The 16,344-nt window shown below is 41.4% G+C and carries 15 protein-coding genes and 2 pseudogenes; 13 read left to right on the plus strand and 4 right to left on the minus strand.

What is annotated here, in order from left to right; translation table 11 throughout:
* Positions 1-76: 76 nt before the first annotated feature.
* On the minus strand, positions 77-622 hold the full coding sequence (locus J5O05_RS20380) for a GbsR/MarR family transcriptional regulator (protein ID WP_208844780.1): 546 nt from the start codon (positions 620-622) through the stop codon (positions 77-79).
* 218 nt (positions 623-840) lie between these two features.
* On the opposite strand from J5O05_RS20380, the gene J5O05_RS20385 reads away from it, so the two are divergent.
* Both J5O05_RS20385 and J5O05_RS20390 read left to right on the plus strand, forming a co-directional pair.
* Complete coding sequence (locus J5O05_RS20385; protein WP_208844781.1) at positions 841-2,661, plus strand: DUF885 domain-containing protein; 1,821 nt, start codon at positions 841-843, stop codon at positions 2,659-2,661.
* A 174-nt stretch (positions 2,662-2,835) separates the two neighbouring features.
* Complete coding sequence (locus J5O05_RS20390) at positions 2,836-3,324, plus strand: YcgN family cysteine cluster protein (protein ID WP_208844782.1); 489 nt, start codon at positions 2,836-2,838, stop codon at positions 3,322-3,324.
* 129 nt (positions 3,325-3,453) lie between these two features.
* Here the strand turns inward: J5O05_RS20390 and J5O05_RS22790 are convergent, their stop codons facing one another.
* From J5O05_RS22790 to J5O05_RS20400, 3 genes are read right to left on the minus strand one after another with little or no spacing between them, the layout of a single operon-like run.
* Positions 3,454-3,795 (minus strand): carbohydrate kinase family protein, encoded by a 342-nt coding sequence (locus J5O05_RS22790; RefSeq protein ID WP_341874742.1) that lies wholly within the window; start codon positions 3,793-3,795, stop codon positions 3,454-3,456.
* Between the two features lie 22 nt (positions 3,796-3,817).
* Positions 3,818-4,411 carry a carbohydrate kinase family protein gene (locus J5O05_RS22795; protein WP_341874727.1) on the minus strand — a complete coding sequence of 198 codons (594 nt, stop codon included), beginning with the start codon at positions 4,409-4,411 and terminating at the stop codon, positions 3,818-3,820.
* Positions 4,411-5,601, minus strand: coding sequence for an AGE family epimerase/isomerase (locus tag J5O05_RS20400; RefSeq protein WP_208844783.1), 1,191 nt, complete (start codon positions 5,599-5,601; stop codon positions 4,411-4,413). The genes J5O05_RS22795 and J5O05_RS20400 overlap by 1 nt, the downstream gene beginning before the upstream one ends.
* 132 nt (positions 5,602-5,733) lie before the next feature.
* Between J5O05_RS20400 and J5O05_RS20405 the strand changes: the two are divergent.
* From J5O05_RS20405 to J5O05_RS20450, 11 genes and pseudogenes are all read left to right on the plus strand, one after another.
* A pseudogene (locus J5O05_RS20405) lies at positions 5,734-7,013 on the plus strand (sugar MFS transporter).
* 262 nt (positions 7,014-7,275) lie between these two features.
* Positions 7,276-9,648 (plus strand): GH92 family glycosyl hydrolase, encoded by a 2,373-nt coding sequence (locus tag J5O05_RS20410; RefSeq protein ID WP_208844784.1) that lies wholly within the window; start codon positions 7,276-7,278, stop codon positions 9,646-9,648.
* Positions 9,649-9,936: 288 nt separating this feature from the next.
* On the plus strand, positions 9,937-10,134 hold the full coding sequence (locus J5O05_RS22645) for a basic secretory protein-like protein (protein WP_280117702.1): 198 nt from the start codon (positions 9,937-9,939) through the stop codon (positions 10,132-10,134).
* On the plus strand, positions 10,094-10,405 hold the full coding sequence (locus tag J5O05_RS22180) for a basic secretory protein-like protein (protein ID WP_280117703.1): 312 nt from the start codon (positions 10,094-10,096) through the stop codon (positions 10,403-10,405). Before J5O05_RS22645 ends, J5O05_RS22180 begins: the two co-directional genes overlap by 41 nt.
* A 230-nt stretch (positions 10,406-10,635) precedes the next feature.
* A complete protein-coding gene (locus tag J5O05_RS20420) occupies positions 10,636-12,525 on the plus strand; it encodes a methyl-accepting chemotaxis protein (protein WP_208844785.1) in 1,890 nt (629 codons plus the stop codon).
* Positions 12,526-12,702: 177 nt separating this feature from the next.
* A complete protein-coding gene (locus J5O05_RS20425; protein ID WP_208844786.1) occupies positions 12,703-12,885 on the plus strand; it encodes a hypothetical protein in 183 nt (60 codons plus the stop codon).
* Positions 12,866-13,057: a hypothetical protein gene (locus J5O05_RS20430; RefSeq protein ID WP_208844787.1), complete on the plus strand. Its 192-nt coding sequence runs from the start codon at positions 12,866-12,868 to the stop codon at positions 13,055-13,057. Before J5O05_RS20425 ends, J5O05_RS20430 begins: the two co-directional genes overlap by 20 nt.
* Positions 13,058-13,241: 184 nt before the next feature.
* Positions 13,242-13,994: a DUF3450 domain-containing protein gene (locus J5O05_RS20435; protein WP_208844788.1), complete on the plus strand. Its 753-nt coding sequence runs from the start codon at positions 13,242-13,244 to the stop codon at positions 13,992-13,994.
* Positions 13,995-14,003: 9 nt separating this feature from the next.
* Positions 14,004-15,372, plus strand: a pseudogene (locus J5O05_RS20440) (MotA/TolQ/ExbB proton channel family protein).
* Positions 15,373-15,374: 2 nt separating this feature from the next.
* Positions 15,375-15,902 carry a MotA/TolQ/ExbB proton channel family protein gene (locus J5O05_RS20445; RefSeq protein ID WP_208844789.1) on the plus strand — a complete coding sequence of 176 codons (528 nt, stop codon included), beginning with the start codon at positions 15,375-15,377 and terminating at the stop codon, positions 15,900-15,902.
* Positions 15,903-15,926: 24 nt separating this feature from the next.
* Entirely contained in the window at positions 15,927-16,337 is a 411-nt protein-coding gene (locus tag J5O05_RS20450; protein ID WP_208844790.1) for an ExbD/TolR family protein, read from the plus strand.
* Positions 16,338-16,344 lie beyond the last annotated feature (7 nt).

Genomic DNA, 16,344 nt, shown 5'->3' on the forward strand with positions numbered 1-16,344 from the left:
TAAATATAAAAAAGGCAGCGTCCAACTCGCTGCCTTTTTTGGTTGGGCTAATGCAAATGTGAAAATGGAAGACTCACTACGATTTTCTAAGCAGCTTGTCTTTTAAATCGATGACTTTGCTTACGGAAGCGCCGAGCTTCATCAACGATTGAAGTTGTTCAGGAGAGAGTCTTTGTAACTCGGCTGACCATTTGGTTACGGTTTCAAGCAAATCGTGGATAGTTTGCATTTGTCGCTGTGCATAACGTTCTTCCTCTGATTTTGCTTCGTCTAAAATTTGATCGCGTAACAAACTAAGCGTGGGGTCAATTTCTCGTTTTCTACGTTCTTCAAAAACTTTATTCGCTAGATCCCAAATACTGCCGTTTGGTGCGTAATATTCTTTTCTGTCTCCGGGTATATGATGTACACGAACCAGTTGCCACGATTGCAGTTCTTTGATCCCCATACTGACGTTACCACGAGAAATTTTTAGTGCGTCTGCTATTTCATTCGCTGTTAATGGTTTTTCGTTTATGACCAGCAAACCGACCATTTGTCCAATGGTCCGATTGAAGCCCCAACGGCTGCCCATTTCCCCACAGTGGAGGACAAAATTTTCTATTTTTGGTGTTAACATCATTATGGGTTTTAAAGTTTCAATAAAAACTGAAATTAATATATGGGTTGGGTGGTGTAACTTCAACTTTTATTTCTGTCCTTTCTTTGATGTAGATAAAGTTTTTGTTCGATTTTGTGTTGAGATATATGCAATAGTCCTTGTTCATTGCTTTACCGGAGCAAATTGACCTGTCAGAATGCGCTTCTTTTTTGACGGCAAGAAACGAAATAGGGAATCCGATGTTTAAACCTCTCCTCGTTGCAGCAACCATCGCTAGCGTATTAGCGGGTTGTAACAGTACTACTCAGACAACTCAAACTGTTGTAGAACAAAAAGTAGAAAAAATAACGACAGTATCGTCTCAAGAAACAAAGAAGTTTAATGATCTTCTTGATCGTTTTTTTGCTGAGTCTATCGATCTTACGCCGATCGATGGCACGTATTTGGGTGAAAGAACTTATAACGATAAGTTCGAACTACCACTTCCCCTGAGCAAAGTGAAGTTCGATGCACTCTATGATAAGTACGACGCCTTACTTAAAGGTATAGACCGAGCGACGCTCGATCCACAAGCTCAAATAAGTTATGACATTATTTTGCGTGACTTCGATTTGAGAAAACAAGGTAAGCTATTTGGTGATGAGTACCTACCAATCAATCAGATGGATGGCTTACACAATGAATTCGCCGCATTTGGTTCGGGAGAAAGTGCCCAACCATTTGAAACAGTCGAAGATTATGACGCGTTTTTAGCTCGCGCAAAAGGATTCCAACCTTGGTTAGACAGTGTAAAAACAGCCATGACGACGGGGTTGTCTCAAGGTGTTACTTTACCTAAAGTTATCGCTGAAAAACTAGTACCTCAATTTGCCGCACACGTTGTGTACAACGCGGAGGACTCCTTATTTTGGGGTCCTATCAAGCATATGCCTGAATCATTTAGCAAAGAAGACAAAAAGCGCCTTGTAGAAGCTTACCAAACATTGATTATGGAAAATATTGTTCCGGCATACCGAGATATGGCGGAATATTTAGAAGAAATCTATATACCTCATTGCCGTACAAGTGTTGGTTACAGTAGTTTACCGAACGGCCAAAAATGGTATCAGTATGAAATTGAACATCACACGACATTGAGCTTAACGGCAGAAGAAATTCATGAAATTGGATTGAAAGAAGTAAGCCGTATTTTGAGCGAAATGAAAAAAGTAAAAGACACGGTAAAGTTTGAAGGTGATTTACCTGCGTTCTTCAATCATTTACGTGAGAGTGATGAGTTCTATTTCAGTTCACCTGAAGAACTTATTAAGGCGTACGAAGATGTAAAGAAAAAAATAGATACTCGTATTCCATTGTTGTTCAACATCGCGCCAAAAGCGGATTACGTTGTTAGGCCAGTTGAAGCGTTCAGAGCTGAGTCAGCACCAGGCGCTTCATATCAAGGTCCATCAGCGGATGGTACTAAACCTGGCGTATTTTACATCAACACGTTTAATCTAAAAGCACAGCCCAAGTTTATTGTCGAAACCTTGTCTATTCATGAAGCAGCGCCCGGACATCATTTCCAAATCGCGTTGCAACAGGAAATCGACAATTTACCGATGTTTAGAAAGTTTAGTGGTTATACCGCGTTTGCTGAAGGTTGGGCGCTTTATGCTGAAAGTCTTGGAAAAGAACTTGGATTATTTACGGATCCGTATCAGTGGTATGGTCGTTTAGTTGATGAACAACTTCGAGCAATGCGCTTGGTGGTTGATACCGGTTTACACGCGAAAGGATGGACTCGTGAGCAAGCAATTGAGTTTATGTTAGCGAATTCCTCTATGGCAGAAACCGATGTTGTTGCAGAAGTTGAACGCTATATCGCTTGGCCAGGACAAGCGCTCTCTTATAAGCTAGGTCAGTTTAAAATTCGCGAGTTACGTGATTATGCGGCGAACGAATTGGGTGACAAGTTTGACGTTAAGGAATTTCACACTCAAATTTTAATTGACGGTTCAATGCCAATGAACATCTTAGAAGCTAAGATAAAACGCTGGGTCGCAGCACAAAAAGCGTAATTAAGACGGGGCTTAGCCCCGTTTTTATTTAAATAAACGTTTGTCTATAAATCAAAGTGGTTTAAACATCTTGTGTACACCGATGTCAAATGACGAATAGCTTTATAAATGTAATGAATCATCCGTACTTTTTTTAGTAAAATGTCCGATGTATTGACGTTTAAAGGCCGCACAATGAATTTCTGGGAATTAAAATCACTTAACGAAATGTCTGACACGGAATGGGAGTCGTTATGTGACGGCTGTGGTAAGTGTTGCCTACATTCCTTTATCGACTCAGATTATGAAGATGATGCGGATGGTTTTACAGCCCTTCGTCCCGGTGAAACCTTGGTGTTTACCAACATTTCTTGTGAGTACCTTGACGATCAAACCTGTGGTTGCAAAGACTATATAAATCGACTTACCAACGTGCCAACTTGTGTAAAGCTGCATAAAGATAACATCGAACAAGCGTATTTTATGCCACAGAGTTGTGCATACAGACGAATTTTAGAGGGAAGAGGATTACCGAGTTGGCATCCGCTTCGACATAATGGTAGTCGAGACAAAATGGAAGAGTTGGGCATGACGGTCAAAGGGAGAGTGATTAATGAAACAAACGCTAACTTTGACCAATTTGAAGACTATGTTGTCGATTGGGCTGAAAAAGACTTAGATTAAACCTTTGATTGTTTACAAGTATTGCTATGTTTTACCTTTAAGCTAAACGTAGAACAATGTAGCGAAATGTCTATAAGTAATGAAAAAGAAACAATGTTCCAAAAGTAGGGCGGACGCCCTACCTCGAATCTAAATTGAAACGTCCTGCTGTTCAGGCAATGAGGAAAAAGCGCCTTTTTTTGTAACAGCAAAAGCACCGCAGCGTGACGCAAACTCAAGCATCTTAGTAATCACACTAATATTATTAAGCTCTGATCCCATTTCAGTGAGTGACCGTTGCTTGTCCAAGTACGCAAGCATGCCACCGACAAAAGCATCACCCGCGACGGTTGTGTCAATAGCCGTAACCTTGGGTGTTTCTACCTTTCCCGAAAGTCCCATGTTTGTATAAAAGCGAACAGGGTTAGCGCCGTCAGTAATGATGAGTAATTTTACACCCTTAGAGAGAAGTTGAGATATCGTGTGTTCTATCCCGAGGTTAGCGTGGCTTTTTTCAGTTAAATAATCGAGTCTCTTCTTTCGATAGCTTCACAATATCGCTTAGCGTTATCACATGCCACACGCGTTCAGTAATATAACGTGTCGAGACCCATAAATTCTCGCGTAGGTTCATATCAAAACTGACTACTGCACCATGTTCCTTAGCCTGCGTAAGAGCATGAACGGTTGTTTTATAGATGCGTTGTTCTGTAAGACTGTTGCTACAAACGTGGAGAATGCCTGCTTCTTTGAACATACGACTTTCGAAATCGGAAGATTTGAAAAGTAGGTCAGCTGCGGGGGGACGATAAAAACTAAAGCTTCTTTCGCCTTGTTGGTCAAGTGAAACAAACGCTAACGCTGTTTTTGCTTCATTTGTCATTTTGCAATACTGCGTATCTACGCCAAGACGTTCAAGCTCAGCGAGCAGAAAGTGCCCGAACATATCATCGCCAACCATGCCACAAAAAGCACTTTTAACACCTAATTTCGCGGCAGCAACGGCAACATTGGCAGGTGCACCTCCTGCGTATTTTGTAAATGATTCGGGCGTTTTTCCGTCGGAAAGAAAATCGATCAATACTTCGCCAAAGCAAACTAAACTCATTAAGCTGATCCTTTTAGTTGATAGGCTCTTAACACTTCGTAGCACGCCCCCATGGTGTGATAGTCTGTTTTACCGGCAGGACTTTTTTCGTCGCTATAAGCGTTATTCTGTTGTGATAAAATACGATACCAAGCACCATGTGTATGGTCTATCATGTGTGCCCAGCTATAAGCCCAGATTTTATCATACCAATCCCAGTATTTAGGATCGTTAGTTTCTAATGCGAGCAATGCTGCTGCGGCAAAACTCTCAGCCTGTACCCAAAAGTATTTATCACCGTCGCAAATCTGATATGTAGGGTCAAAACCGTAGACGATACCTTTGTGCTTGTCATCCCAAGCATATTTAAGCGCAGTATCAAACAAGGTTTTTGCTTGGTCGACCAACCATGGGCTGGGCTTATGTCTATTCAGAAGTAGTAATAGTTTTGACCACTCTGTTTGATGTCCAGGCTGAAAACCCCATGGACGAAATAGATGTTTCGGATCTGATTTATTGTAATCCCAATCAATTTCCCAATCGCGATTATAGTGCTCCCAAACTAGTCCGTTCGCAAGCGACGCTTGTACATTTATCATTGTGTCGGCCAACGTATAGGCTCTTTCTAGGTACTTTTGGTCACTGGTTGCTTCAAATACCATAAGAAGTGCTTCGCACATGTGCATGTTGGCATTTTGCCCACGATAGCTGCCCGCTATACTAAAGTCGCTATTGTATTCGTCTAAATAAAGTTGGTACTTAGGCTCGAAGTATTTGTCCTCTAATAGCGCCCAAACTCGTTCGATTGTATTTTTTGCAGATGTCACACCTGCTTTTAACGCGATTGCATTTGCTAACAGTACAAAGGCAAGACCATAACAGTGATTTGTGCCATCGAGTACCTTATTACCTTTGATTAGCCATGCGTACCCACCCGTAGGTTGTTTGTGAACATTTTCCAGAAAAGCGAGACCATGTTCTACAAGTTCTAAGTCTTTTTGCTCGGCAGTGTGGAGGTAGCGCATTGCGTAATTAAAAACAAAACGCGTACTCGAAACAAGATGACGTGTATCTTTGTCATATACCGCACCACTATCTTTAAAATAGTGAAAAAAACCTCCATTCTCATCAACTGCTCGAGGATGATAAAAGGCATAGATCGAGTCGATGTGTTGGTTTAAAAATTCTGAACTTCTAAAATTTGGCGACATATAAAAATCCTAGTTTTTATTTAGCCGTACTATAGTACGTTCAAGTGCGAATTGGAACGGTCCAATAAAACATTTGTGATTTTCTTGTAACAATGTGTAGAATCGAAAAATCCCTTGATCTGGAGACAACAAGTGAGTGAGATAAACACCAATCAAACTTATGTTGCGGCGAGTAATGACGAGAATAAAAATTACGCATTACCGTTGGCAGCAATGACAACTCTATTTTTCTTGTGGGGTTTCATCACGGTACTTAATGACGTTTTGATCCCGCGTTTAAAAGGCGTTTTTGACCTAAGTTATACTGAAGCAATGATGATTCAATTCTGCTTTTTCAGTGCATACTTTGTTATTTCTTTGCCAGCTGGCGCATTAGTTAAAAAATTTGGTTACAAAAATGGCGTGTTAAGCGGTTTGCTCATCGCATCGGCTGGTTGTTTACTTTTTTATCCAGCAGTTGTTGTTCACGAATTTTGGCTATTTTTAGGCGCGTTGTTCGTACTTGCTTCGGGTATTACCATTTTGCAAGTGTCTGCAAATCCATACGTTGCGGCGTTAGGCCCAGCTAAAACAGCGTCTAGTCGACTCAACCTTGCTCAAGCACTTAACTCTTTGGGCACGACTATTGGTCCTTACGTTGGAGCAATGTTGCTGTTTGGTGCTGCAGGCACACTAGCTGCAGATGCAGGTACAGCTGACAACGTTAAAGTACCATATTTAATGCTTGCCGCCGCGTTGCTCACAATTGCAGTCGTATTTGCTTTTTTAAAATTACCTACAATTGCCGCACACTCTGAAGAGCAGGATTGCGTTGCTAAAGGGCACACATTAACGGAAGCGCCGCATTTGATGTTTGGTGTCGCAGCTATCTTTTGCTACGTTGGCGGCGAAGTGGCAATAGGTAGTTTCTTAGTTAACTACTTTGGTCAAGCAAACATTGCCGGACTAGAAGAACACGCTGCAGCTAAACTCATTGCCTATTATTGGGGCGGCGCAATGGTTGGTCGTTTTATTGGTTCAGCCGCGTTACAAAAAGTTCTGCCATCTAATGCTCTGTTATTTAATGCCATTTGTATTATTGCACTTCTTATTATTACGATGAATACGAGTGGAAATATTGCGATGTACAGTGTACTTGCAATCGGTTTATTTAACTCAATTATGTTCCCAACAATATTCTCAATTGCGATAGATGGCTTGGGAACTCACTCACCAGTAAAGGCTCGGGTTGGTTGTGTTTAGCCATTGTAGGTGGAGCACTTGTACCTTTACTTCAGGGTGTTATAGCGGATTCGGCCGGTATTCAGCTGTCATTTGTTATTCCACTTATCTGTTATGTTTATATAGCTTGGTACGCAAAGAGTTACGTCAAACTGCATTCTATATGGAATGAAAAAGTAGGACTTAAATAGTTAAATAGCGCTAGGCATAAAACGTATTAAGGATTTAAGTTCAAACAGCCAACAACGCTGGATGTTTGAATACCCTTACAGGATGTAATCATTTCTGCTCAAAAGGTATGGATCCCCATACCTTTTTTCATTTGTACTTTCTGAATGCACATTGTTACTAAGTTATTAACTGCTGTTCGTCGAATAGGTATTGAATACGTATTCATCCTAGGTATATGATAAGTAAAACTGGAACGATCCAATAATAATTAAAGGAACGAAAATGAAACGTTCAGCTTTGCTTTTAACCCTAATTTGTGGGCTTACGAGTGCCTTATTTAGCGTAGCTGTAAAAAGCGCCAATTTGAGCAAGACTAACCTCGACTATGTAGATCCATTTATTGGAACAGGAGGGGATGGGCATTTGTTTCCGGGAGCCGTTGTGCCTTTTGGAATGGTTCAGTTGAGTCCGGACACGGACAATCCAATGCGTGGAGAAAGTCCACAACCAGAGATTTACAAACGGTGCGCGGGCTATCATTACGACGACAATACAATTACTGGATTCTCACACACACATTTTTCAGGTACGGGGCATTCAGATCTTGGGGACTTATTGATGATCCCAATTACAGGGGAGGTAAAAACGTCCGCTGGGACAAAACAAGATCCCGACTTAGGCTATCGCTCTCGATTCTCACACAATAAAGAATCCGCTTCACCTGGCTATTATCAAGTTGAGCTATTGGATTACAACATTAACGCCGAACTTACTTCATCACCTCGTGTAGGCATGCATCGTTATGACTTCAAAGGGCAAAAAGAAGGCCACGTACTACTGGACTTAACGGCGGCAATCTACAATTTTAAAAACAAAGTATTGTGGAGTGATATTCGCCAAATTGACGCAACGACGTTAGTTGCTTATCGCGCCACCAATGGATGGGCCGAGAATCGTTCAATGTACTTCGCGATTTCATTTTCAAAACCAATTCAACGTTTAGATTTTATCAATGAAGATAACATGCGTTACCGCTGTATGGGATGCCTCGGCACGAGTAAACATAGTACCATCGAAAATAAGGCTGTAAAAAAAGCATCGGGTAAAGCGTTAAAAGTCGTTGCGTCTTTTAACGAGTTAGACAAAGAACCTTTGCTTGTGAAAGTTGCGCTCTCTGCGGTGAGTCGAAAAAATGCACTTGAAAATTTGACGACCGAAATACCACATTGGGATTTTGACAAAGTGCGATCAGACGCAGAAACACAGTGGTTGAGCTATTTAAATAAAGTAAATGTAGAGGGAACAAACGCTCAAAAACGCCAGTTTTACACCGCTTTTTATCATGCGCTTCAAGCACCAAGTCTATATCAAGATGTAAACGGTCAATATCTCGGCGTTGATGGTGAAATTCACGATGGAAAACACTTTAAACACTATACGCTGTTCTCTCTATGGGATACGTATCGTGCACTTCATCCACTTCTAACGTATGTAGACCCTGAACGCGTGTCTGACATGATCCAATCTATGCTTGTTCACTACCAACAAAGTTACGAAAAAATGCTACCTGTTTGGTCATTTCACGGGCATGAGACATGGACAATGATAGGCTATCATGCCGTTTCAGTTATCGCGGATGCCTATTTAAAAGGTATTCGTAATTACGATGTGGATTTAGCTGTCGAAGCCATTTTAAAGACATCGAATAACCCAGTCTACGACGCCATTCCGGAGTATTTAACGTACGGTTACGTGCCTCGAGACGTATTGCCAGAGTCCGTTTCGATGACGCTGGAATACGCCTATGATGATTTCGCAATTGCCAGAATGTTCGAATCAATGGGCAAGCAAAAGGAAGCCGCAACCTATTATGCAAGAGCATTCAATTATCGAAACGTTTATGACGAAGAAACCGGTTATATGCGTGGGCGCGACAGTAAAGGTGTATGGGAGCCAGACTTTAACCCGATGGAAGCAAAATACATGGGTTCGTATACTGAAGGAAACGCTAAACAGTATAGTTTTTACGTGCCTCACGACGTTGCAGGTCTTATAGATTTGATGGGCGGCGATACGCAATTTGAAGCACGACTAGATGCTCTGTTTGACACGCACTTATCAGCTGAAATGATCAAAGAACACGAAGATATTGCCGGTTTGATTGGGAACTATGCGCACGGAAATGAACCAAGTCATCATATCGCCTATCTCTATAATTACGCTGGGAAACCTTGGCGAACGCAAGAACGTATACGTCAAATTATGAATACACTCAGTTCTGATAAACCGGATGGTCTCGCAGGGAATGACGATGTAGGGCAAATGTCAGCATGGTATATCTTTTCAGCACTTGGATTTTACCCTGTTGCACCGGGCGATTTGAGCTACGCAATCGGTGCGCCACAGATCGACCGCGCAGAACTCAAACTGCCCAACGGTAAAACGTTCAAAATGATTGCACAGGGACTGAATGAGGAAAATAAATATATCCAACAGGTGTCTTTAAATGGGAAGCCGTTGACTCGTAGCTACATTACACATAACGATATTATGGCCGGCGGTACATTGCATTTCGTGATGGGAAATGAAGCAAACAAAACATGGGGTAGTGAGACAAAAAATCGACCTGTTAGCCTTTCGGAGTATAAAAAATGAAAAATGTTATAACGACACTTGGGTTGTTTTGTTCGATTATTTCGTCAGCCGCTTATTCACAGATTAATACAACCGTGAAAGCTATTTCGTATGAACCAGACGAAGCGTGGCAATCATTTCGTTTACCGAAAATTACGTTAGTGAATGAGGTAAATGACCACTCTACGGTGTGGAGTGTACTTACGCCGGGTACTGTCAGTATCATTTCGGAAAGAGTAGCCAGATTGCTCTATGCAGATGTAAACGCAGACGCCTTCATTGCCTATTCTAAATATTACTTTGAAGGAAATGAAAGGGGTTGCATACAAAGATGGAGATTTTAAGTCGGCCAGTATTTTTATTAGTCGAGAATACCTAGAAAACTTCCAAAAGAAAAATGGACAACAAGAAGCCTATGATGAGCTTGTGGGTATCTTATTTCATGAGATTGCGCACGCGTATCAATATGATGATAAAAACTACGAAGAAATTGAAGTCCATCATTGAAGGCATTGCTGATCTTGTTCGTTTGAAAGCTGGTTACATTTCACAAAGTGCACAAAAGGCGGGTGGAAACTATGACAGTGGGTATAAGACAACGGCGTTTTACCTGCATTGGTTGGAATTAAACAGTAATGAAGACTATTTAGTAAAGATTAATGAAAGTTTGTCACCATACGATGATGTGAAATGGTCATGGCCGTACTTCGCGAAGCGATTTGGTGTTTCTTTGGAAGCTTCGTGGAGTGAGTATCAAAAACAACTCGGTGATAAATAATATAAGAGGAGCCTCGCTCCTCTACTGCATTTTAAACAAGAGTAAGTTCGAAAAACGTCTTCTCAAAAAAGCAGGTCTAAAAATTTGATCTGCAATTACTCTACCTAAAAAACTTGAAAACGGAATTTTACCTGTAACGATTAAAGAACACGTTAATTTGGTCGATATCGAAGACACACTACTGTTTTTTTGATAAAACAAAACTGTCTCCAAAAAAATAAAGGCTTAGGATGTTCAACAGTCTAAAATTTACAACAAAAGTGACGTTAGCCGCATCTCTCTTACTTGTCGTTGTGCTCGAGCTCTTTACGCTCAATAACTTTTTCGCGATGCGCGCACAAACTCAAGAACAACTCAATTCCGTTCTCAACGAAATTTCCCAATCGGTTTCTCGAAATATTGCCAATTGGCTTAATGCAAAACTTGATATCGTAAAATCAGTTGCACAAGGGCACGAAGACAGTGATTCGAAGCAAGCGGTATTGCGTCGCTTAAAGTCAGCCGACATCGCGGGCAACTTTAAAAACGTCTATATCGGCAAACGAGACGGTACGTTTATCCTCGATGATCAATCTATCGTCTTACCACCAGATTACGACGCAACCCAACGTCCTTGGTTTAAATTGGCTAAAGATAAACGAGACGTTGCGTTTACCTCACCATATATCGACGTAACAACGAATGAATTAACGATTACTGCCGTCGTGCCCATGCTGGACGGGAGCCAATTTAATGGTGTTGCAGGTGGCGATATCGACATGGCAGTCATTGCCAAAATCGTTAATGAAATCGATTTCCTAGGCTACGGATATGCCTTTTTGACTGACAAAGATGGCCGAATTCTGAGTCATCCCAATAATAAGTTTAATGATAAGCCTGTCTCGGATTTGTTTGGCGAATCGATTGCGCTGAATTCAGATTTCATGGAACACCAGGTTGAAGGTCAAACTAAACTGGTGTCTTTTATCAAGATTAACGGTATTAAAAACGTCGATTGGTACTTAGGGGTCGTTATAAACAAAGAAATCGCCTATGCGTCTGTTGCGTCAACTCGAAATATGGCGGCGATTTATATGCTAATCGGTGTTATCGCGGTTATTGTGATGATGCAGTTGTTGCTCAAGTACCTCATGGCTCCAATGCACCAGTTAAACGACACTATAAAAGATATCGCACAAGGAGAAGGTGACTTAACTAAACGACTGGAAGTTACGAACGACGATGAATTCGGCGAATTATCGCGTTACTTCAATTTGTTTGTTGAGAAAATCCAACAGTCAATTATCCAAGTTAAAGCATCAACGATTGAACTTGAACGTTCAGTCTCTAGTTTAGTCTCTCAAACCCGGTCGACCTTAGATATCTATGATGACCAAGTTAAACGCACCGACAGTGTTGCAACAGCGATTAATGAACTATCCTCGAGTGCTGTTGAAATCTCTAACAATGCACATCATGCGTCGTCGCTTGCAAGCGATGCCAATAAACTGTCTGTATTGAGCCAAGAAACCTTGGCTGCAAACATTAGTTCTATTGAGCAACTTTCTCAAAAAATGCAGGAAGCGCAAAAAACGGTAGACAGTCTAGATAAACATACGGCAAGTATCGGTCAGGTTCTTGAAGTTATCCGAGGAGTTTCTGAGCAAACGAATCTATTGGCGCTCAACGCAGCTATCGAAGCGGCACGAGCGGGAGAGGCTGGGCGTGGTTTTGCGGTTGTCGCTGACGAAGTACGACAACTTGCTCAGCGCACGCAAGAGTCAACACAGGAAATTCAAAATACCATAGCGCAATTGCAACAAGGGTCGACTGTGACAGTATCCGTCATGAAGGCAAGTATTGAGGACTCTGCACGAACCGTATCTCAGGCGAGTGATGCTGGAGAGCGTATGCAGGAAGTCAGTAATTCAATAGACGCAATTGACGGGGTTAACCATGCAGTAGCGAGTGCAACGCAGCAACAAAATAGTGTTATCCAATCATTGGACAGTGACATACATTCAATCAGCGACATGTCTATCCATGGAAAGGAAAATCTACAAAATACATTAAACGAATGTACCAACATTAAGCGCCAATTTGAGGAGCTTGAAAAAATGGTTCTAAAATTCAAAGTATAAGTATTTCGAGTAAAAAGTGTTCTGAATAAAGAACACTTTTCAAAACTCGATTTTTAATGAAAAAAATTCGTGTTTTCTCGTATTAAGTTTCTTGTAAAAAATAAAAATTATTGATTAAACTCAGCGAAACCAAAGTGGCTCAATTTTTTAGTTTTTATTTTTGTTAGGAACTAATGCATGAAGAGATTTTATAAGCATCCAGTTAAGCCTGAATGGGGCTTTACTTGTGTTGATCTTGATGAGTGTAACGATGAGTTCGAAAGCTTTTTGTTTTCTGACGTCGGAGAAAAGAAATTAAAGGTATCTATTGCTAAAGCAAACTTAGTCGAACTCGACCAAAGTGAGTCTCAACGCCATTGATCCCGCATTGCTAGATAAACTAAAAGGTTTTTCTCGCAAAGAATTGTTTAGTGCGAAAGCACAAGCAGCGAAGAAAGAAGAAAAAGACAACGATGATGACATCGAATTTGATGACATTGACCTCGGCGACGAAGCAGATTGGCTTGACGAGGAAGAAGAAGTCGAAGATTAATCGTTAAAGGCGGCCTGTGTGCTGCCTTTTTAAATTGTCATTCCTTAACTACAACACCACTCAAATGACTAATTCATTACGCCTGTAATAAATCTGTATTAATTACGAAACATGCTTGTCATTTTCCACCAGTAAACTTTGCGCCAATTCAAATAAGCAACTTGCAATAATTAAGGTGTGTGCGATGAAGTGCGTGAAACCCCTGTTATTGGCGACAGCAATAGCAACGACGTTTGCTGCAGGCGCTAATGAACTTAATACTGTTATTGATAAAAGCAGTGCAATTAATGAGTCGGCTTCTAAGTCTCAAGCAAAGATCGATTCAATTACTGATTCAATGCAGTCTCGTTTAAACAAGTTTAAAACGTTAAACAAAGAAATTGACGGTTTAACGGTCTACAACGCTCAGCTTACCAAGCAAATTAATAACCAAATCGAAGAAATGGCCGCTATCAACGCATCGATGGACCAAGTTTCTGTGATTGAGCGTCAAATTACGCCTTTAATGCTTCGTATGATCACTGGTCTTGAGCAATTTGTTGCGCTTGACGTGCCTTTCTTACCTAAAGAGCGTGCAGAGCGTTTAGACAGCCTTAAAAAGCTAATGGAACGCGCTGACGTAACGAGCAGTGAAAAATTCCGCCGTGTACTTGAAGCTTACCAAGTAGAAATGGATTACGGTCGTACAATCGAAGCTTACACGTCTTTATTGCCTGTGAATGGTCAAGAGCGTGAAGTTGATTTCTTACGCATCGGTCGTTTAGAGCTTCTTTATGTGACGAAAGATGGTTCACATGCAGGAAGCTGGGATGCAGACAAAAAACAATTCGTTGAGCTTCCAGAGTCTAACATTTCACAAATCAACAAAGGTCTTCGTATCGCACGTAAACAGCTTGCACCAGATATGTTGACACTACCAGTTCATGCTGCGGAGTAAGAGGTCACTATGAAACTGATTAAACAATTTTCAAAAGTAGCGATTATCGCAGCATCTGTAGCGATGAGTCTCAGCAGCGATGGCTGATGAGCCGATGAACCTAGATGCGTTACTAAAAACGCTTGAACAAGGTCAGGTTGCACAGACAAAAGAAAACAAAGCACGTGAAGCTGAATTCAAAGCAAAAGAGTCTGAGCAGCTTAGTATGCTTAAATCACTTGAGCAAAATCGCAATGCGAAACTTCAAGACTCGGAGCGTCTAGAGACTCAATTTGAAGAAAATGAAATCAAACTATCTAACCTCTCAGATACACTTTCTAAGCGTATGGGGTCTTTGAAAGAGCTGTTTGGTGTCCTTCAACAAGTTTCAGGCGATAGCAGCAACAAATTCATGACGTCAGTAGTGTCGGCTGAAATCCATGGTCGTAGCGATGAGATGAGTGAGCTTGCGCAGAAGATGGGTTCTACTACGCGCTTAGCGTCAATTGAAGACATCGAAAAAGTATGGTTCGAATTACAACGTGAAATGACAGAGCAAGGTAAAGTTAAGCGCTTTACAGCGGATGTGATTGTAAACGGTGGCGAGAAGCAAGCGAAAGAAGTGGTTCGTGTTGGCGCGTTTAACTTAATCGCAGATGGTAAATACCTTAACTACAACTCAGCGACTGGCACATTATCAGAACTTACACGTCAACCTGTATCTCGTTATACGGCGACTGCTGGTGAACTGCAAAAATCAACTTCAGGCTTAACGGATTTCGCACTTGACCCAACGGGTGGTTCAATCCTAGGTCTACTAGTTCAAGCGCCTACAACAGAAGAACAAATTCACCAAGGTGACACAGTTGGTTATGTAATCATTGGTGTTGGTCTTGTTGCTCTTCTAATTGCATTAGAGCGTTTCTTCGCGTTGATGCTAATGGGCATGAAAATCAATCGTCAGCTTAAAGATTCTACAGCGCGTGATGACAACCCACTTGGTCGCGTTATGAAAGTTAAAGACCAATACCCAAATGTTGCTTACGACACGTTAGAACTTAAGTTGAGCGAAGCAATTCTTCGTGAAATGCCAAAGATTACACGTAATCTAACGCTTATTAAGATTATCTCTGTAGTTGCTCCACTTCTAGGTCTTCTAGGTACAGTAACCGGTATGATCAATACGTTCCAAGCAATCACATTGTTTGGTACAGGTGACCCGAAACTAATGGCTGGTGGTATTTCACAAGCACTTATTACAACTGTACTTGGTCTTGTCGTCGCAATTCCAACAGTATTCTTGTACACAATTTTGAATACTCGCTCGAAAAACCTATTGCTTATCCTTCAAGAGCAATCGGCGGGCATTATCGCTGAGCGAAGTGAAAAAGGAGCGTAATCGTGGTTTTAGTGATTGAGGCAATCAATGCACTACGCGAGTTCCTGGATACAGGTGGTCAGGTTCTCCTGGCCATCGGTCTGCTTATCTTCGTCATGTGGTTGTTAATACTAGAACGCTTTATGTATGTGTTTGGTGGTTACCGTACATACAAAAAGCAATTAACGGCTGACTGGTTTAACCGTGCAGAACGCAATAGCTGGAATGCAGAGCAAATTCGAGAAGCGATTATCTCGAGAGCTGGTATGCAGTTAAACCAAAATATTTCATACATCAACGTAATGGTTGCTTTATGTCCGCTACTAGGACTACTTGGCACTGTAACGGGCATGATTGAAGTATTCGACGTTATGGCAATCACAGGTAGTGGTAGTGCACGTTCAATGGCATCAGGTGTGTCAAAGGCAACTATCCCGACAATGGCGGGTATGGTTGGAGCTCTTTCAGGTGTATTCGCGGCTACGTTCTTACAACGTAAAGCGAAACGTGAAGTTGAGCTACTTGAAGATAAATTAGTACTAGATCATTAATCTAGTCCAAGCGAGGATTAAATCATGAGATCACCTCTAGCAAAAGTAATGCAAGAAGAAGAAGCAGAAGAAATTAACATGACGCCAATGTTGGACGTTGTATTCATCATGCTTATTTTCTTCATCGTAACGGCTTCATTTGTTAAAGAAGCAGGTATCGATGTAAACCGTCCGGAAGCAGCAACTGCAGTTAAAAAAGACCGTGCAAACATCTTAGTCGCGATTTCTGACAAAGGTGAAGTGTGGATCAACAAGCGTCAAATCGACATCCGTGCAGTTCAAGCGAACATTGAACGTTTGAAAGCTGAAAACCCACAAGGTAGCGTTGTTATCCAAGCGGATAAAAAGGCAACGACGGATATTTTGATTAAAGTCATGGATGCGGCTCGTGCAGCTGGCGCTTATGACGTCTCAATCGCCGCTCAAGAGGCATAGAGAGGGA

The sequence above is a fragment of the Pseudoalteromonas xiamenensis genome (assembly GCF_017638925.1).
In the GTDB taxonomy this organism is placed as follows: domain Bacteria; phylum Pseudomonadota; class Gammaproteobacteria; order Enterobacterales; family Alteromonadaceae; genus Pseudoalteromonas; species Pseudoalteromonas xiamenensis.